This is a genomic window from Dermabacter sp. p3-SID358, from assembly GCF_025147465.1.
Lineage (GTDB): Bacteria > Actinomycetota > Actinomycetes > Actinomycetales > Dermabacteraceae > Dermabacter.
Genome location: NZ_JALXOZ010000004.1, coordinates 15,550 through 31,294 on the forward strand (window position 1 = coordinate 15,550; position 15,745 = coordinate 31,294).

Genomic DNA, 15,745 nt, shown 5'->3' on the forward strand with positions numbered 1-15,745 from the left:
ACGCGGCAGAAAACCGAAAGGAATACCCACGTGGGCACCACCATTCTCGCTGAAATCACCGGTAACCTCTCCTCGCTCAGCTACGGCGTCGCGGCTCTCGGTCCGGCCCTCGGCATCGGCATGATCGGCGCGAAGACCGTCGAGTCGATGGCGCGCCAGCCCGAAATTCGCGGCTCGCTCCAGACGACCATGATTATCGCCATCGCGTTCGTCGAGATCATCGCGCTTCTCGCGATCGTGACCGGCCTCCTCTTCTCCTGAGGTTAATTCCCCATGTATCTGGCAAGTGGAGAAGGAGAGGTCAGCAAGTACGCCCTGCTGATCCCCGAAGTTTCCGAAATTATCTGGAGCTTCATCTTCATCCTCATCTTTGCCGTCGTGTTCATGAAGTTCGTGCTCCCGAAGCTCAACCGGGTCCTGGACGAACGCGCCGAAAAGATCGAGGGTGGCATCCGTAAAGCGGAAGAAGCCCAGTACGAGGCCGATCGCCTCAAGGCTGCGCAGGAAAGCGAACTCGCTGCCGCACGCCGTGAAGCCGCCGAGATGCGCGAAAAGGCCCGCGAAGAGGGCTCGCGCATCATCGAAGAGGCCCGCACGCGTGCAAGCCTTGAGACCGAACGCATGATCGGTGCGGGCAAGCAGCAGATCGCGGCTGAGCAAGCGCAAGCAAGCGCCGAGCTTCGCGGCGAAGTCGGCTCGCTCGCCAGCACCCTCGCCTCGAAGATCGTTGGCGAGTCGCTCAGCGACGATGAGCGCTCGCGCCGCGTGATCGATCGGTTCCTCGACGAGCTCGAATCGTCGACCGCGGCGAAGTAAGGAAGGCACAGCACATGCGCGGAGTTTCCGCCACGTCGCTCCAGAGCGTGCTACGGTGCGCCTCGGAGACCACCTCGGCGAACGCCCCCAGCACCGAGATCGCGAGCGAGCTCTTCGAAGCCGTGCGCGTGATCGACTCGAGCAATCAGCTCGTTCGCCTCTTGAGCGACCCCGGTCGCGACGAGGACCTCAAGGCCGACGTCGTGCGGCGCCTCTTTGGAGGCCGCGTGAGCGAAGCCTGCCTCGAGGTGCTCCTTGAGGCATCGCGGTGCACCTGGTCGGAGCAAAACCACTTCCTCGAAGGAATCGAATTCGCGGGCGTGGCCCTCGTTCTCGACGAAGCTCGAGGTCGCGGTGCGGCGCACACGGTGGAAGAAGAACTCTTCCAGGTCGCGCGCCTCGTTGAGGACACCCCGGAGCTCTCCGAGGCATTCGATTCCAAACGCGACGACGTACCGGCGCGCGTGGGGATCATCGAGAAGCTCCTGAGTGGCAAGGTGGACCAGGCAACCGTCTCAATTGCCGCGCAAGCGGTGAGCTTCGAGGCCGCTGCGAAGGTTCCCGCCCGGCTCCTCGAGTTCGCACGCTTCGCGAGCGCTGAGCGCGACCGTCGCTCCGGCGTGGTCACGAGCGCGGTAGCGCTGACCTCCGAGCAGCAAGAACGCCTCACGCGCATCCTCTCCGCCCGCTATGGCGGCGAGCTAAGCCTGAACTACGAGATCGACCCGAGCGTGATTGGCGGCCTCCGCATCACGATCGGTGACGACCTCTACGACGCCACGATCTTCGGCCGTGTTCGCGATGCTCGCGAACGCATTTCCGCCTAAGAATCACCAACGAGAACACGAACACCCCTCCCGGCGCCGCCGGGAATGACCAAGAAGGAAGCGGAGCGCGATGGCCGAGCTCACCATTCGTCCCGAGGACATCCGGGACGCACTCGACACTGCGGTGTCGAACTACCAGCCCCAGAACGCAGGTCGCGAAGAAATCGGCCGCGTTACCGAATCAGCAGACGGCATTGCACGCGTCTCGGGTCTGCCGAACCTCATGGCAAACGAGCTCGTGCGCTTCGAAGACGGCACGCTCGGCCTCGCCCTCAACCTCGAGCTTCGCGAGGTCGGCGTCGTTGTGCTCGGCGAGTTCACCGGCATCGAAGAAGGCCAGGAGGTGCGCCGCACCGGGGAGGTCCTTTCGGTCCCCGTTGGCGACGGTTACCTTGGCCGTGTCGTGGACCCGATGGGTCGCCCGATCGACGGTCTCGGCGATATCGAGACCACGGGCCGCCGCGCCCTTGAACTCCAGGCGCCGAGCGTGATGCAGCGTAAGAGCGTGAAGGAGCCACTCCAGACCGGCATCAAGGCCATCGACTCGATGACCCCGATCGGCCGCGGTCAGCGCCAGCTCATCATTGGCGACCGTCAGACCGGCAAGACCACGATTGCCGTGGACACGATTCTCAACCAGAAGGCCAACTGGGAAACGGGCGACCCTGATCAGCAGGTGCGCTGCATCTACGTCGCCGTGGGCCAGAAGGGTTCGACCATCGCCTCGGTGCGTGCAACCCTCGAGGAAAACGGCGCGCTCGACTACACGACCATCGTTGCGGCTCCCGCTTCCGATCCCGCGGGCTTCAAGTACATCGCCCCCTACGCCGGCTCGGCCATCGGCCAGCACTGGATGTACGAGGGTAAGCACGTTCTCATCGTGTTCGATGACCTCTCGAAGCAGGCCGAGGCCTACCGTGCCGTGTCGCTTCTTCTGCGCCGTCCGCCGGGCCGCGAGGCTTACCCGGGTGACGTCTTCTTCCTCCACTCGCGTCTCCTCGAGCGCTGCGCAAAGCTCTCCGACGAGATGGGCGGCGGGTCGATGACCGGCCTTCCGATCATCGAAACGAAGGCGAATGACGTCTCGGCGTACATTCCTACGAACGTCATTTCGATTACCGACGGCCAGTGCTTCTTGCAGTCGGACCTCTTCAACGCCAACCAGCGCCCCGCCGTGGACGTTGGCATCTCGGTGTCGCGCGTGGGTGGTTCGGCGCAGACCAAGGCGATGAAGGGCGTCTCCGGCACGCTCAAGATCTCGCTCGCGCAGTACCGCGACCTCGAGGCCTTCGCGATGTTCGCCTCGGATCTGGATGCCGCCTCGAAGCAGCAGCTCGCGCGCGGCGCTCGCCTCACCGAGCTCCTCAAGCAGGGCCAGGCAAAGCCCATGCCTTTCGAAGAACAGGTCGTCTCGATCTGGGCTGGCACGCGCGGCAAGCTCGACGAAATCGAGGTTGATGAGATTCTCGAGTTCGAGGAGCGCCTGCACGAGTTCCTGCGCCACAACGGCACGATCCTCGAGACGATCCGTGAGACCAAGAAGTTCTCCCCGGAGACCGAAGCTGAGCTCGAGACCGTGATCGAGAACGTCAAGCGCGACTACTTCGCTGAAAAGCAGAAGGACGCCGTGTACGACGACGATGGCGTGATTGAGAACGAGTCAATCGAGCAAGAGTCGATCCTCAAGTCCTCCAAGTAGTGGCGGATGTTCGAGTAAGAGAACGTTAGTCACGAGGGAGAGATATGGGAGCCCAGCAAAGGGAATATAAGAAGCGGATCGGCTCCGCGAAGGGCATGAAGAAAATCTTCCAGGCCCAGGAAATGATCGCGGCTGCCCGAATCTCGAAGGCGCACGCGCGCGTGCAGGCCACGACCCCCTACGCACAGGCGATCACGAACGCGATCGCCTCGGTCGTGCAGCACTCGGAAGAGGCGAACCACCCGTTCCTTGAAGCGGATCGCACCTTCTCGAACCGCGTCGGTGTTCTCCTCATTACCTCGGATCGCGGCATGGCGGGTTCGTACTCGCCGAGCGCGATCCGCGAGGCCGAGCACCTCACGAACAAGCTTCGCGAAGAAGGCAAGCAGCCGATCCTGTACGTCGTTGGCCGCAAGGGCGATTCGTACTACCGGTTCCGCAACCGCCCCGCCGAGAAGTCGTGGGTGGGCGTCAAGGAAGAAGAACTTCCAAGGCTCGGGCGCGAAATTTCGGCGCTCTTTCGCGAGGCACTGCTTTCCGAAGAGGTCGAGGAGCACCTCGATGAGCTTTATGTCGTGGGGCACCGGTTCACGAACCGCTTCCGCCAGGACGTGAACGTTGTGCGCCTCGTGCCGCTTCAACTCACGTCTGGGGACGCCGCCGAGAGCAGGCTGACGAAGCAGTACCCGCTGTACGAGTACACGCCGAGCGCCGACGAGGTGTTCGAAGAGCTCGTGCCGCGCTACGTCGAGTCGCGCATCATCAACATCCTTCTTCAGTCGATCGCGTCGGAGCACGCGAGCAGGCAGAAGGCGATGAAGACCGCGACCGACAACGCGGAAACGCAGATCCAGAAGTTCACTCGCCTCGCAAACTCCGCTCGCCAGGCCGAGATCACCCAGGAAATCACGGAGATCGTGGGCGGTGCGGACGCCCTCAATGCCTCCGGCAGGAAAGAACGCTGAGCACGAAAGCACATTTGGAGTAGAAGAATGACCATCACCGAAAACGCCCCGGCCCAGACCGAGGCCAGCGCCGTCATCGGTCGTGTCGCTCGCGTGACCGGCGCCGTTGTCGACGTCGAATTCCCCGCGGGCCAGATCCCCGACATGTACAACGCCCTCGTCACCGAGATCGAACTGCCCACGGGCGACGCGGACGGCAGCACCACCACGCAGACCCTCACCCTCGAGGTCGCCCAGCACCTCGGCGACGGCATGGTGCGCGGCATCGCGCTCAAGCCCACCGACGGCCTCGTGCGCGGCCAGGCCGTTCGCGACACCGGCGCCCCGATCTCCGTTCCCGTCGGTGACTTCACCCTCGGGCGTGTATTCGACGTCGTGGGCAACGTGCTCAACGGCGAAGAGGGCGAAAAGCTCGAGATCAACGAACGCTGGCCCATTCACCGCAAGGCCCCGAACTTCGATCAGCTCGAGTCGAAGACTCAGATGTTCGAGACGGGCATCAAGTCGATCGACCTCCTCACCCCGTACGTACAGGGCGGCAAGATCGGCCTGTTCGGCGGCGCAGGCGTGGGCAAGACCGTGCTCATCCAGGAGATGATCTACCGCGTGGCGAACAACCACGACGGTGTGTCCGTGTTCGCTGGCGTTGGCGAGCGCACCCGTGAGGGCTGGGACCTCATCGAGGAAATGACCGAATCGGGCGTGATTGAGAAGACCGCCCTCGTGTTCGGCCAGATGGACGAGCCGCCGGGCACGCGCCTTCGCGTTGCGCTCTCGGCGCTCACGATGGCGGAGTACTTCCGCGACGTGCAGAACCAGGACGTGCTCCTGTTCATCGACAACATCTTCCGCTTCACGCAGGCGGGCTCCGAGGTGTCGACCCTCCTCGGCCGTATGCCTTCGGCAGTGGGCTATCAGCCGAACCTCGCGGACGAGATGGGTGTGCTCCAGGAGCGCATTACCTCGACGCGCGGCCACTCGATTACGTCGATGCAGGCCATTTACGTTCCGGCCGACGACTACACCGACCCGGCCCCGGCCACGACGTTCGCGCACCTCGATGCGACGACCGAGCTGAGCCGTGAAATCGCGTCGCGTGGTCTGTACCCCGCGATCGATCCGCTCGCCTCGACCTCGCGCATTCTCGATCCGCGCTACATCGGCCAGGATCACTACGAGGTTGCCGTGCGCGTCAAGCAGATCCTTCAGCGCAACAAGGAACTCCAGGACATCATCGCGATGCTCGGTGTCGATGAACTCTCGGAAGAGGACAAGGTCATCGTGGCCCGCGCTCGCCGCATCCAGCAGTTCCTTTCGCAGAACACCCACATGGCGAAGCAGTTCACCGGTGTGGACGGCTCGGATGTGCCGCTGCGTGACACGATCGAGGGCTTCAAGGGTATTTGCGATGGCGAGTTCGACCACATCGCCGAGCAGGCCTTCTTCAACGTTGGCGGTATCGACGACGTGCTGAAGAACTGGGATCGTATCCAGAAGGAAACCTCGAAGTGAGTGCCGTCAAGGTCAACTTCGTTTCCGCCGAGGGCGGCGTCTGGGAGGGCGAGGCCGAGTACGTCTCGGTGCACGCCATCGATGGTGCCATGGGCATCATGGCGGGTATGGAGCCGCACCTAGCCCTCCTGAGCGCCGGCCCCGTCGTGATTACTGAATTTGGCGGCGAGAAGCACTCGTTCGTGGTCACGGGCGGTTTTTGTGCCGTTGACGCGGACGGTGTGAATGTCGTCGCCGACGAGGTTCTTACCGAGGAAGCGGCCCGCGAGGCTGCCCTGGATCGCGCGCAGCCCGCGACGGAGCTCGAGGGTAACGCCGACGACTAGCATCCGCGAGACTTCCTATCGCAGAAGACCCCACCTGCCGCGTGCAGGTGGGGTCTTTGCGTATGTCTGTGGTTAGTTCACCCAGCCTCCGCCGTGCATGACGCGAACGGGGGAGAGGCCCTCAGCGTCGACGAGCACGAGATCGGCGCGTGCGCCTTCGCGAAGCTGGCCGATGTCCGCGCGGCCGAGAACACGTGCAGGAGTTGCGGTCGCGGCGAGAACCGCGCGCTCAAGCGGTACTCCCGCGTCGAGGTGCGCGAAGCGCACGACATCGAGAAGGTGGGCGGTGCCGCCCGCGATCGCCCCGCCCTCGGTGAGGGTTGCGACGCCATTTTTCACCGTCACGGGGAGCGAGCCGAGCACGTAGTTGCCGTCGGCCATGCCGGTGGCGGCCATCGCGTCGGTGATGAGCATGATCTGACCGTCCCCGATGAGGTCGAACGTGTAGCGCACGGTGTCGGCGGAGGTATGGACGCCGTCGGCGATGAGTTCGGCCACTACGGCGCCCTGCGCTGCCTGGTCGATCGCGGCGAATGCGGGGCCGGCATCGCGGTGGTGGATGGGCCGCATCGCGTTGAACAGGTGGGTGGCGGTGGGGAGGGAGGAGCGGGCTTCTGGTCCGACGCTTGCGAGCCCCTCTCGTGCCTTGTGGATCGCGGTGACCATCTGCTCGCCGGTGCAGTCAGTGTGGCCGTAGCTCGGGAGGGCCCCGTTCGCGATCAGGGCGTGGGAGACGGCGCCGTCGAGGTCGATTTCGGGTGCGATCGTCATGGTTGCGATCGTGCCGCCGCCCGCCTCGAGCAGCGCATGGGTGCGCTCGGCGTCGCCCTCGGCGATGAACTGGGGATCGTGTGCGCCTTTGCGCGCGTGTGAAATGAAGGGGCCTTCGAGGTGGATCCCCGCGAGTTCGCCGCTTTCGACGAGGGAGCGAAGCGCGCTCACGCGTGCGAGGAGTGTTTCTTGAGACGCGGTGACGAGCGAGGCGACGATGCTCGTCGTGCCGTGTGCGCGATGTTCCGCGATCGCGGGCGCCGCCTGCTCGGGGTTCTCGGTGTCGGGGAAGGAGAATCCGCCGCCGCCGTGGCAGTGGATGTCCACGAGACCGGGGAGTATGAGCCCGTCGTGGCGCATGTGCCTGTGGGTCTCGAAGCCACGGGGAACTTCGCTTGCCGGGCCGGCGTAGGCGATTGTGCCGCCGTCAAGAACGATGGCGGCGTCCGGAACGAAAGTTCTTGAGAGAAAAGCGGTGCCGTCGATGCGCATTGCCATTTAGAAGAGCCTCAATTCGGAGTTGTCGATACCGCGAAGTTCGTCGTAGTCAAGGGTGAGGCATTCGAAGCCGCGGTCTTTCGCAAGCGTGCGGGCCTGCGGCTTGATTTCCTGCGCGGCGAACATCCCGGTCACAGGGGCGAGGAGCGGATCACGGTTGAGGAGCTCCACATAGCGGGTGAGCTGCTCGACGCCGTCGATCTCGCCGCGGCGCTTGATTTCGATCGCGACCGTTCCGCCTTCGGGGTTCTTCGCGAGAATGTCCACGGGGCCGATAGCGGTGGGGTATTCGCGGCGCACGAGCTTCCAGCCCTCCCCGATGCTTGCCATGTTTTCGGCGAGGAGCGCTTGAAGGTGCGCCTCAACGCCCGCTTTCTCGAGGCCGGGGTCAACGCCGAGGTCGCGACTCATCTCGTCGAAGATTTCGAAGACGGTGATTTCGAGGCTGTCGCCAGTCTTCTTGTGCGTGACTATCCAGGTCTCGAGAGCGTCTTCGGCCTCGGCGGGTTCGATCGTGAGCGTGCACGGCGGCGCCATCCAGTTGAGGGGCTTGTAGCTGCCGCCATCGGAGTGGACGAGCACGCTGCCGTCGGCTTTGACCACGAGCAGTCGAGGGGCGCGCGCGAGATGCGCCGTGAGCCGCCCGACGTAATTGACAGAGCATTCCGCTAGAACTAATCGCACCGGTAAAGCCTACGTGATGGGTCTTTGAGCGCTCTTTACATGAAATGTTGACCTGCCCACTGGATGTGGCAGCCTTCAGCCCATCGCCGGAAAACTCCGCCAAAATAGGTGGGTACTGTGAAAAGTAGCGTTGTTGACGTCGGAAGAGTGAAAGGTCGTGTCCCCATGCGAAAGTGGCTCGCGGGCATCCTCATCCTCCTCGGTCTTGCGGGACTCGCACTCGGATGGGCCGGCCAAACCGTGTGGGCACCGAAGGAGCACCACACCGCTAAGGCGAGTTTTGAAAGCCCCGGAGCAGCAGTCGTGATTAATCCTGGCGTGCTGTACGTGGGCGGGCAAAAGGGCACCGTCACGATTAAGTCGAGCGGCGATTACTTCATGATTTCCGCCTCCGAGGGCGCTGTGAAGGAGTACCTCGCGAACTCGAAATACACGGCTATCACGGGCGCTTCAAACTGGTCTACCCTCGCCACGAGCACAGAGAACGCCGATAAGAAAGAGGGCACCGCGGGCATCCAGAACTCGGATCTATGGACCGACGTCAAGACTCAGAAGTCGGGCGACTCATTCAAGATCGAGGAATGGTCGAAGGCGGAACTCGATCCGAAAAAGCGGCAACCGTATCGTGCGATCCTCCTCGCGAGCGACGGCGATTCCTCGAGCATCACCGAGGTCGAGATCACCTGGCCAACGAATGCGACCAACCCGTGGACCCCATACGCGTACGCGGCCGGCGCCGTGCTGCTCATCATCGGTCTCGTGCTGCTGCTCATCGCGTTCAACTCGCGCTCGAGGCGTGATGTGGAGCTTGAGGAAGCGATCAAGGATCGTCCGGTCCTCGAAGAAGGCAAGGGCGAGTCCGACGCTAGCTCCGCCCAAGCCGAAGCCACAGATGATAAGGAGCCCGCGTCAAACAAGCCTCGAGAGGGAGGGTCTCGTGTGGCGGAGGCAGTCGTCGGAACCGAGGACCCCGCTGAAACGGCCCCGGGCGGTGAAGGCGATCCAGTCGAAAGTAACGAACCGGCCGCCGAAGGGAAGCCGACTGAGAAAACCGCGCCCGTGGCCGTACCGGAGGCAGATACTGAGGCGACAGAAGCCGGTGCACCGAAAGCTGAGTCGACGCCCGATGCTTCCTCCGATACTCCCGTAACCATCGCGCGCAGAGGCCGCCGCCGGGGTACACCCGACGACGTGACCGATCGTCTCAAAGCCCTCGAGCTCGATAAAGCCGAGACAAGCGGAAAGGGCGTTGGCGCTCGCCGTGGCCGCAGGCGGGCGGATGACAGCAGCGCAACGACCACCATGACCGACCCCATCGCTACGCGAATTGAGGACGAACGATGACAGGATTTTCGAGGCGCAGCCTCCTCGGACTTACCGCGCTCACTGCGGCCGGAGTGCTGAGCGCATGCGGGAGTGAAAAGAAGCCGCCGAAGGTCGATCCCGGCCCCAAACTCGCGAGCCCCACGCCCGAGCTCACGGGGACGAAACTCGGTGAGATTCTCACGCAGTTCGCGGGCGCGCTCGAGAAGGCGGACGCCGAAAAGAATGGGGATCTCCTCGCCCCTCGCGTCTCGGGAAGCGCCGCGGAGTTCCGCCGTGCGACCTACGACATCATCGCGAAGGTTCCCGAACACGAAAGCGCTCTTCAGCGTCCAAGCGACAATCTCGTCGTGCCGATTTCCTCGACCTCGGAGGGTTTCCCACGTTACGCGCTCGCGCTCGTGGACGACGCGTCAAACGCGGGGGAGGCACGCTTCTTCGTGGGCCTTGAACAGAAGGACGCCCGCTCCGACTACACGTCATGGGGCTGGGCTCGCCAGGCAGCAGGGATCGAGATGCCAACCGTGCCGAGCGCCGAGGCTGGGACGACGCAGGTCGATATCGAAGAGCAAGGTCTCGTGCTGACGCCGAAGGAGGCACTCGCGAAGTACGCGGCGGTGCTCACGGATGGGCACGATAATGCCGATCCCGATGACCTCATTCTCGAGGACCCGTTCCAACAGAGCGCCCACGCGGAAATCCAGGGCGAACGTGCGCAAATGAACGAGGGAGTGGACTGGGACGAGGTCGCTTCCGTGCGCGAAGAATACGCCGTTAAGGACGGTGAATTCCTCGGGCTCGCGACCGCCGAAGGCGGTGCCGTCATCATGGGCACGCTCACGTCGACTCGCCGCGTGAGCGTGAACTCCGGTTCGATCTCGTACTCGGAGGACAACCTCTACACGAAACTCGCGGGCACCAAGAAATTCGAAAAGGAGCTCGTGCGTACCTACGGCACGACGGTGCTCTTGCATATTCCCGCGAAGGACTCTGGAGCGAAGGTCCAGCCGATCGGGGCCTATAAGGTCCTCCTTTCGGTCTCTGGTAGCTGATCGACATCCTGGTAGACGACGAAGGAGAAACGATGACGAGCTCGTACGGCGTGATGGACTTCAACACGCTCAAGAAGGAAAACCAAACCGGCGGTACGTCGGAACCTCTCGAGGGGGAAGTCGCGGTCACCGAGACCAACCTCGAGAGCCTCATCAAGGACTCCGCGCAGCAGCTCACGATCCTTTTCGTGACAAGTGCGCGCGTCAACGGTGGCGCGGCCTTCACCGATGAGCTTCGCTCCGTCATCGCTAAGCATGCGGGCACGATTCGTCTCGCGATCCTCGATGCCGATCAGCAGCCGCGCGTCGCGGCGGCGCTTCGCGTTCAGTCGCTGCCCACAGCCGTGCTCCTCATGAAGGGGCAGGTGCAGCCGCTCTTCGAGGGCGTGGTCACAAAGGAACAGCTCGCTCCGGTCATGGAGGAGCTCGCGAGCCTCGCGGCGAAGGAGGGAATGCACACCGAGGCCCCTCGCGAGGAGGCTGAGCAGCCGGCGCTGCCAGAGGCACTCGAGAAGGCATACGCGGCGATGGAGGGCGGCGACATGGACGGCGCCGAGGAGGCGTTCAGCGCCTACCTCGAGGAGCATCCGGGCGCAGGCGAGGCTAAGAAGGGGCTCGCTGTGATCGCACTCATGCGTCGCACGCAGGGTGTTGATCTGCAAGCCGGGCGCGAGGCAGCAGCCGGGAACCCGAAAGATATCGATGCCCAGCTCGTCGCGGCGGATCTCGACCTTCTTGGCGGGCACGTGGATGATGCCTTCGCGCGACTGCTCACCTCGTTCCGCGATACGCCTGCCGAGCGCGACCGCATCCGCGCGCGGTTGCTTGAGCTTTTTGATGTCGTGGGAGCCGAAGACGACCGCGTGCTTCAGGCGCGTAAGAAGCTCAGCCGCCTCATGTTCTAAGAAGGGCGCTCGCTCGAAAAAAGAGGCCTGCGATCCTCAACGGAACGCAAGCCTCATTTCTGTCCCGCTCCCGTTACTCCCGCACGTTGCGCTCTGGTGTGAAGAAGACGGCGCCAAGCGGCGGCACGCTCATACGCACCGAATAATCGAGGCCGCCGTAGGGAACCGGTTCAGCCTGGACTCGGCCGAGGTTCCCCACGCCGCTTCCGCCGTAGCTCACGGCATCGGAATTGAGGATCTCGGCCCACGCGCCCCCCTCGGGAAGGCCAATGCGGAATTCGCGCCACGGCTCGGGCGAGAAGTTAATGATGGCCACAACCGGGTTGCCCTTGCGGTCGTAGCGAGCGAACGCCACGAGATTGTGGCCCGCGGCATCGGCATCGAGCCAGCGGAACCCCGCGACTTCCTGATCGAGCTCGTAGAGCGCCGGGTGGGTGCGCTGCACGCGATTAAGATCGCGCACGTAGTCGTTGACACCCTGGTGGAGCGGGAAGTCGAGAAGCCAGAACGGGAGCGCCTGGTTCTCGTTCCACTCCGTTCCTTGCGCGAAGTCGCATCCCATGAAGAGAAGCTGCTTGCCCGGATGCGCCCACATGAGGCTCAAATAGGCGCGAAGGTTTGCGGCCTGCTGCCAATCGTCACCGGGAGCCTTGCGAAGGAGCGGGGCTTTGCCGTGCACGACCTCGTCATGAGAGATCGGCAGGATGAAATTTTCCGAGTACTGGTAGACCATCGCGAACGTGAGCTCGTGGTGGCGGTACTGACGGTAAATGGGGTCCTGGCCAAGGTACTCGAGCGTGTCGTGCATGAAGCCCATGTTCCACTTGAAGCCAAAGCCAAGGCCGCCCTGGTCGGTGGGTTTCGTGACACCCGGGAATGACGTGGATTCCTCGGCGATCATCGTGATGCCGGGGGCACGCTTATAGGCTGTCGCGTTGACCTCCTTGAGGAAGTCAATCGCTTCGAGATTTTCGCGACCTCCGTACTCGTTCGGGATCCACTCGCCTTCGCCTCGCGAGTAGTCGAGGTAGAGCATCGAGGCGACGGCATCGACGCGGAGGCCATCGACGTGGAACTCCTCGAGCCAGTAGCACGCGTTTGCCACGAGGAAGTTGCGCACCTCGGTGCGGCCGAGATCGAAGATGTAGGTGCCCCAGTCGGGATGCTCGCCCTTTCGAGGGTCGGCGTGCTCGTAAAGCGCCGTGCCGTCAAAGCGGCCGAGCGCCCACTCGTCCTTCGGGAAGTGGGCGGGCACCCAGTCCATAATGACGCCGATGCCCGCCTCATGGAGCGCGTTGATGAGGTAGCGCAGGTCATCGGGGTGGCCGAGGCGCGACGTAGGTGCGTAGTACCCGGTGACCTGGTAGCCCCACGAGCCACCAAAGGGGTGCTCGGCAAGCGGGAGGAACTCGACGTGCGTGTATCCCATGCCCTTGACGTACTCGACAAGCGGCTCGGCAAGGTCTCGATACGAGGAGAAGGGGCGCCACGAAGCGAGGTGGACCTCATAGATCGACATTTGCGATTCAAGAGGGTTTTTCTGGGCGCGCTCGGCAAGGAAAGCATCGTCGGTCCACTCGAATTTCGAGTCAACCACGACGCTGCCAGTTGCTGGCGGGACCTCAGCGAGGCGCGCCATCGGGTCTGCCTTCTCGCGCCAAACCTTGTCGGCGCCGAGGATGCGGAATTTGTAGACCGCGCCCGCGCGCACTCCGGGAAGGAAGATCTCCCACACGCCCGAGTCACCGAGCGAGCGCATTGCCGTGCGGCGGCCGTTCCACCCGTTGAAATCGCCGATCACCTGGACCGCAGCGGCGTTCGGCGCCCACACGGTGAAGCTCGTGCCTCGGATGCCGTCGAGGGTACGCACGTGTGCGCCGAGCGCCCGCCAAAGCTCCTCGTGGCGCCCCTCGCGGATGAGGTGCAGGTCAAAGTCGCTGATTGTGGGGAGGAACCGGTAGGGGTCATCCACGATTTCCGTGCCTCCGCCCGGCCACGTGACGCGCAAGCGGTGCAGCACGATCGGCGAATCGGGTGCCTCGAAGGTGCCGCTAAAGATGCCGTCGTACTCGTGGGTGAGGTCAACCTCGAGGCGCTCACCGCTTTCGAGTCGCACGAGAGCCTCGACCCTGTCGGCGAAAGGCTTGAGGGTACGGATCGTGTACCCGCCTTCGTATTCGTGAAGGCCGAGGATCGAGTGGGGCGAGTAGTACGAGCCGGTCGCAACCGACCCGAGCTCGTGGTCGCTCGCGGGGAGGAGGGGAGGGGCTGCGCTCATGTCTATCTCCTTTGGTGACGGCGCTCAGTAGCGGATAACGCGGAGGATGTGGGCGGGTCGGTAGTCAGCGTTCAACTCGACATAGTTATCGCGATCCCACAGGAATTGCTCGCCAGTGAGCAGGTCCTCGACCATGTAGTCAGAGTGAATGTTGAGTGCTTCGGTGTCGATGTGCACCCACGTTGACGTACCGCCCTGCGCCTCGGTCATGGAAACGACGATGATCGTGTCATCGAGGCCGTCCTCGGTATCGCGACCTTCCACGTGCTTAGAAAACACGAGCACGCGATCGTCGTCTGCGCCGTGGAAGCGCATCGTCGTGAGGGTTTGGAGTGCGGGATGAGCCCGGCGCACCTCGTTGAGGCGCGTAAGGAGAGGTTCGAGCGATCGACCCGAGCCTAGCGCGGCCTCGTAGTCGCGTGGTTTGTACTCGTACTTTTCGTTATCGATGTTTTCCTGGGCTCCCGGCCTCGGCGTGCTTTCCACAAGTTCGAAGCCCGAGTAAATGCCCCACGTGGGCGAGAGCGTAGCCGCAAGGATCGCGCGAAGGCGGAAGGCGTTCCAGCCACCTTCGGACATAAAAGGAGTCAAGATGTCGTGGGTGGTGGGCCAAAAACTCGGCCGCATGTAGTGGGCCGCCGCCTTGAGCTCTTCCATGTATTCGCGCAGCTCCTCGGGGCTGTGGCGCCACGCGAAGTAGGTGTACGACTGGTGGTAACCGACCTTCGCGAGGGTGTGCATCATCGCGGGCTTCGTGAAAGCCTCCGCGAGGAAGAGCACCTCGGGGTGGGTTTCGCGAAATTCCTCGAGGAGCTCCTCCCAGAAGCGCACCGGCTTCGTGTGCGGGTTATCCACGCGGAAGAGGGTAACGCCGTGCGAGATCCAGTATTCGAGCACATCGCGGATCGCTTCGTAGAGCCCGCGGTAATCGGTATCGAAGCTCAGCGGATAGATGTCCTGGTACTTCTTTGGGGGATTTTCGGCGTAGGCGATCGAGCCGTCGGCACGCACAACGAACCATTCGGGGTGCTCCTTCACCCACGGGTGATCGGGCGAGCATTGGAGCGCGATATCGAGGGCCACCTCCAGCCCGAGATTCTTCGCGTGCGCGACGAAGCGGTCGAAATCCTCGATTGTGCCGAGGTCGGGATGGATGGCGTCGTGGCCGCCGTCGGAAGAACCAATGGCATAAGGCGACCCCGGATCCCCTTCGAGCGCCTCGAGCGTGTTGTTGCGGCCCTTGCGATGCGTGGTACCGATCGGGTGAATGGGGGTGAGGTAGGCGACGTCGAAACCCATGCGCTTGATGCGCTCGAGCTGAGGAAGAGAGCTTTCGAGGGTGCCGGAGACCCAGCCGCCGTGCTCGGGGTCGAAGCGCGCACCTTCCGAGCGCGGGAAGAATTCGTACCACGAGCCGTACAGGGCGCGTTCGCGCTCGACGCGCACGGGAGTCTTCTCGGAACGCGTGGGCCAACGACGCAGGGGGTATTCGTTCATCGCCTCGCGCATGTCTGCGGCAAGGGCGGGAGCGATACGTGCCGACGGATGCAGGCTCGTATTGGTGAGCGCATCAATCGCCGCTTCGAGGCGGGGCTTGTGAGTTTTCGGCCTCTTCTTCTTGGCGATCTCGGCAAGGGCGGCCTTGAGGACGATGACGCCTTCGGCGCACATGAGTTCTTCGTCGACCCCCGCGGCAATCTTGACCTCGGCGTTGTGTGCCCACGTGAGATAGGGCGCGTCAAAGGCTTCGACCCGGTAGGCCCATCCGCCTTCGCGATTCGGGCGGAAACTGCCCTCCCAGTGGTCGAGGCCGGGGTTCGTGCACACCATGGGAGAGCGGGTCATGATGCCGTCGGGGTCGGTGACGAGGAGCTGGAGACCCATCTGGTCGTGCCCCTCGCGAAAGCTCGTAGCATGAACCCTGATGCGTTCGCCGACAACGGCCTTGACGGGGAAGCGACCACCGTCGACATTCGGGGAGACGGACGTAATTGGGATGCGGCCGATCCCGGTGGTCATCGCTGCTTTCGCCTTCGTGGCCATTGTGCCTCCCAAACTTGGCGTGGTCGTGATCTGCGCCTCAAAGTTT

At 63.4% G+C, this 15,745-nt stretch carries 14 protein-coding genes; 10 read left to right on the forward strand and 4 right to left on the reverse strand.

The features are described 5' to 3' along the window. The first annotated feature begins 30 nt into the window (after positions 1-30). The 7 genes from atpE (at position 31) to M3B90_RS02920 (ending at position 6,145) form a co-directional block, all read left to right on the forward strand. A complete protein-coding gene (gene atpE, locus M3B90_RS02890; protein ID WP_259888551.1) occupies positions 31-261 on the forward strand; it encodes an ATP synthase F0 subunit C in 231 nt (76 codons plus the stop codon). A gap of 12 nt (positions 262-273) precedes the next feature. After that, positions 274-816 carry a F0F1 ATP synthase subunit B gene (locus M3B90_RS02895; RefSeq protein ID WP_259888552.1) on the forward strand — a complete coding sequence of 181 codons (543 nt, stop codon included), beginning with the start codon at positions 274-276 and terminating at the stop codon, positions 814-816. 14 nt (positions 817-830) lie between these two features. After that, positions 831-1,643, forward strand: a complete 813-nt coding sequence (locus M3B90_RS02900) for a F0F1 ATP synthase subunit delta (RefSeq protein WP_259888553.1) — start codon at positions 831-833, stop codon at positions 1,641-1,643. Between the two features lie 70 nt (positions 1,644-1,713). After that, entirely contained in the window at positions 1,714-3,342 is a 1,629-nt protein-coding gene (gene atpA, locus M3B90_RS02905) for a F0F1 ATP synthase subunit alpha (protein WP_259888554.1), read from the forward strand. Between the two features lie 44 nt (positions 3,343-3,386). Continuing rightward, complete coding sequence (locus M3B90_RS02910; protein WP_259888555.1) at positions 3,387-4,307, forward strand: F0F1 ATP synthase subunit gamma; 921 nt, start codon at positions 3,387-3,389, stop codon at positions 4,305-4,307. A gap of 27 nt (positions 4,308-4,334) precedes the next feature. After that, the gene (gene atpD / locus M3B90_RS02915; RefSeq protein ID WP_259888556.1) at positions 4,335-5,819 is read left to right on the forward strand and encodes a F0F1 ATP synthase subunit beta; all 1,485 of its coding nucleotides are present in this window, start codon (positions 4,335-4,337) and stop codon (positions 5,817-5,819) included. Next, entirely contained in the window at positions 5,816-6,145 is a 330-nt protein-coding gene (locus tag M3B90_RS02920) for a F0F1 ATP synthase subunit epsilon (protein WP_259888557.1), read from the forward strand. Before atpD ends, M3B90_RS02920 begins: the two co-directional genes overlap by 4 nt. A 72-nt stretch (positions 6,146-6,217) precedes the next feature. On the opposite strand, the gene M3B90_RS02925 is transcribed toward M3B90_RS02920, so the two are convergent. Then, positions 6,218-7,414, reverse strand: a complete 1,197-nt coding sequence (locus M3B90_RS02925; protein ID WP_259888558.1) for an N-acetylglucosamine-6-phosphate deacetylase — start codon at positions 7,412-7,414, stop codon at positions 6,218-6,220. Continuing rightward, positions 7,415-8,098 carry an endonuclease NucS gene (gene nucS / locus M3B90_RS02930; RefSeq protein WP_259888559.1) on the reverse strand — a complete coding sequence of 228 codons (684 nt, stop codon included), beginning with the start codon at positions 8,096-8,098 and terminating at the stop codon, positions 7,415-7,417. It abuts the gene before it with no gap. A gap of 165 nt (positions 8,099-8,263) precedes the next feature. On the opposite strand from nucS, the gene M3B90_RS02935 reads away from it, so the two are divergent. From M3B90_RS02935 to M3B90_RS02945, 3 genes are read left to right on the forward strand one after another with little or no spacing between them, the layout of a single operon-like run. After that, positions 8,264-9,442, forward strand: a complete 1,179-nt coding sequence (locus M3B90_RS02935; RefSeq protein ID WP_259888560.1) for a hypothetical protein — start codon at positions 8,264-8,266, stop codon at positions 9,440-9,442. Continuing rightward, entirely contained in the window at positions 9,439-10,473 is a 1,035-nt protein-coding gene (locus tag M3B90_RS02940; protein WP_259888561.1) for a hypothetical protein, read from the forward strand. Before M3B90_RS02935 ends, M3B90_RS02940 begins: the two co-directional genes overlap by 4 nt. Positions 10,474-10,505: 32 nt before the next feature. Then, the gene (locus tag M3B90_RS02945; protein WP_259888562.1) at positions 10,506-11,378 is read left to right on the forward strand and encodes a co-chaperone YbbN; all 873 of its coding nucleotides are present in this window, start codon (positions 10,506-10,508) and stop codon (positions 11,376-11,378) included. 73 nt (positions 11,379-11,451) lie between these two features. On the opposite strand, the gene glgB is transcribed toward M3B90_RS02945, so the two are convergent. Both glgB and M3B90_RS02955 read right to left on the reverse strand, forming a co-directional pair. Then, positions 11,452-13,656 (reverse strand): 1,4-alpha-glucan branching protein GlgB, encoded by a 2,205-nt coding sequence (gene glgB, locus M3B90_RS02950; RefSeq protein WP_259888563.1) that lies wholly within the window; start codon positions 13,654-13,656, stop codon positions 11,452-11,454. A gap of 24 nt (positions 13,657-13,680) precedes the next feature. After that, entirely contained in the window at positions 13,681-15,699 is a 2,019-nt protein-coding gene (locus M3B90_RS02955) for an alpha-1,4-glucan--maltose-1-phosphate maltosyltransferase (protein WP_259888564.1), read from the reverse strand. Positions 15,700-15,745 lie beyond the last annotated feature (46 nt).

Excerpts from the sequence above, each read along its gene's own strand:
- M3B90_RS02895 (WP_259888552.1), top strand. The coding sequence starts at position 274 with ATGTATCTGGCAAGTGGAGAAGGAGAGGTCAGCAAGTACGCCCTGCTG.
- M3B90_RS02900 (WP_259888553.1), top strand. The coding sequence starts at position 831 with ATGCGCGGAGTTTCCGCCACGTCGCTCCAGAGCGTGCTACGGTGCGCC.
- atpA (WP_259888554.1), top strand. The coding sequence starts at position 1,714 with ATGGCCGAGCTCACCATTCGTCCCGAGGACATCCGGGACGCACTCGAC.
- M3B90_RS02910 (WP_259888555.1), top strand. The coding sequence starts at position 3,387 with ATGGGAGCCCAGCAAAGGGAATATAAGAAGCGGATCGGCTCCGCGAAG.
- atpD (WP_259888556.1), top strand. The coding sequence starts at position 4,335 with ATGACCATCACCGAAAACGCCCCGGCCCAGACCGAGGCCAGCGCCGTC.
- M3B90_RS02925 (WP_259888558.1), bottom strand. The coding sequence starts at position 7,414 with ATGGCAATGCGCATCGACGGCACCGCTTTTCTCTCAAGAACTTTCGTT.
- M3B90_RS02935 (WP_259888560.1), top strand. The coding sequence starts at position 8,264 with ATGCGAAAGTGGCTCGCGGGCATCCTCATCCTCCTCGGTCTTGCGGGA.
- M3B90_RS02940 (WP_259888561.1), top strand. The coding sequence starts at position 9,439 with ATGACAGGATTTTCGAGGCGCAGCCTCCTCGGACTTACCGCGCTCACT.
- M3B90_RS02945 (WP_259888562.1), top strand. The coding sequence starts at position 10,506 with ATGACGAGCTCGTACGGCGTGATGGACTTCAACACGCTCAAGAAGGAA.
- glgB (WP_259888563.1), bottom strand. The coding sequence starts at position 13,656 with ATGAGCGCAGCCCCTCCCCTCCTCCCCGCGAGCGACCACGAGCTCGGG.
- M3B90_RS02955 (WP_259888564.1), bottom strand. The coding sequence starts at position 15,699 with ATGGCCACGAAGGCGAAAGCAGCGATGACCACCGGGATCGGCCGCATC.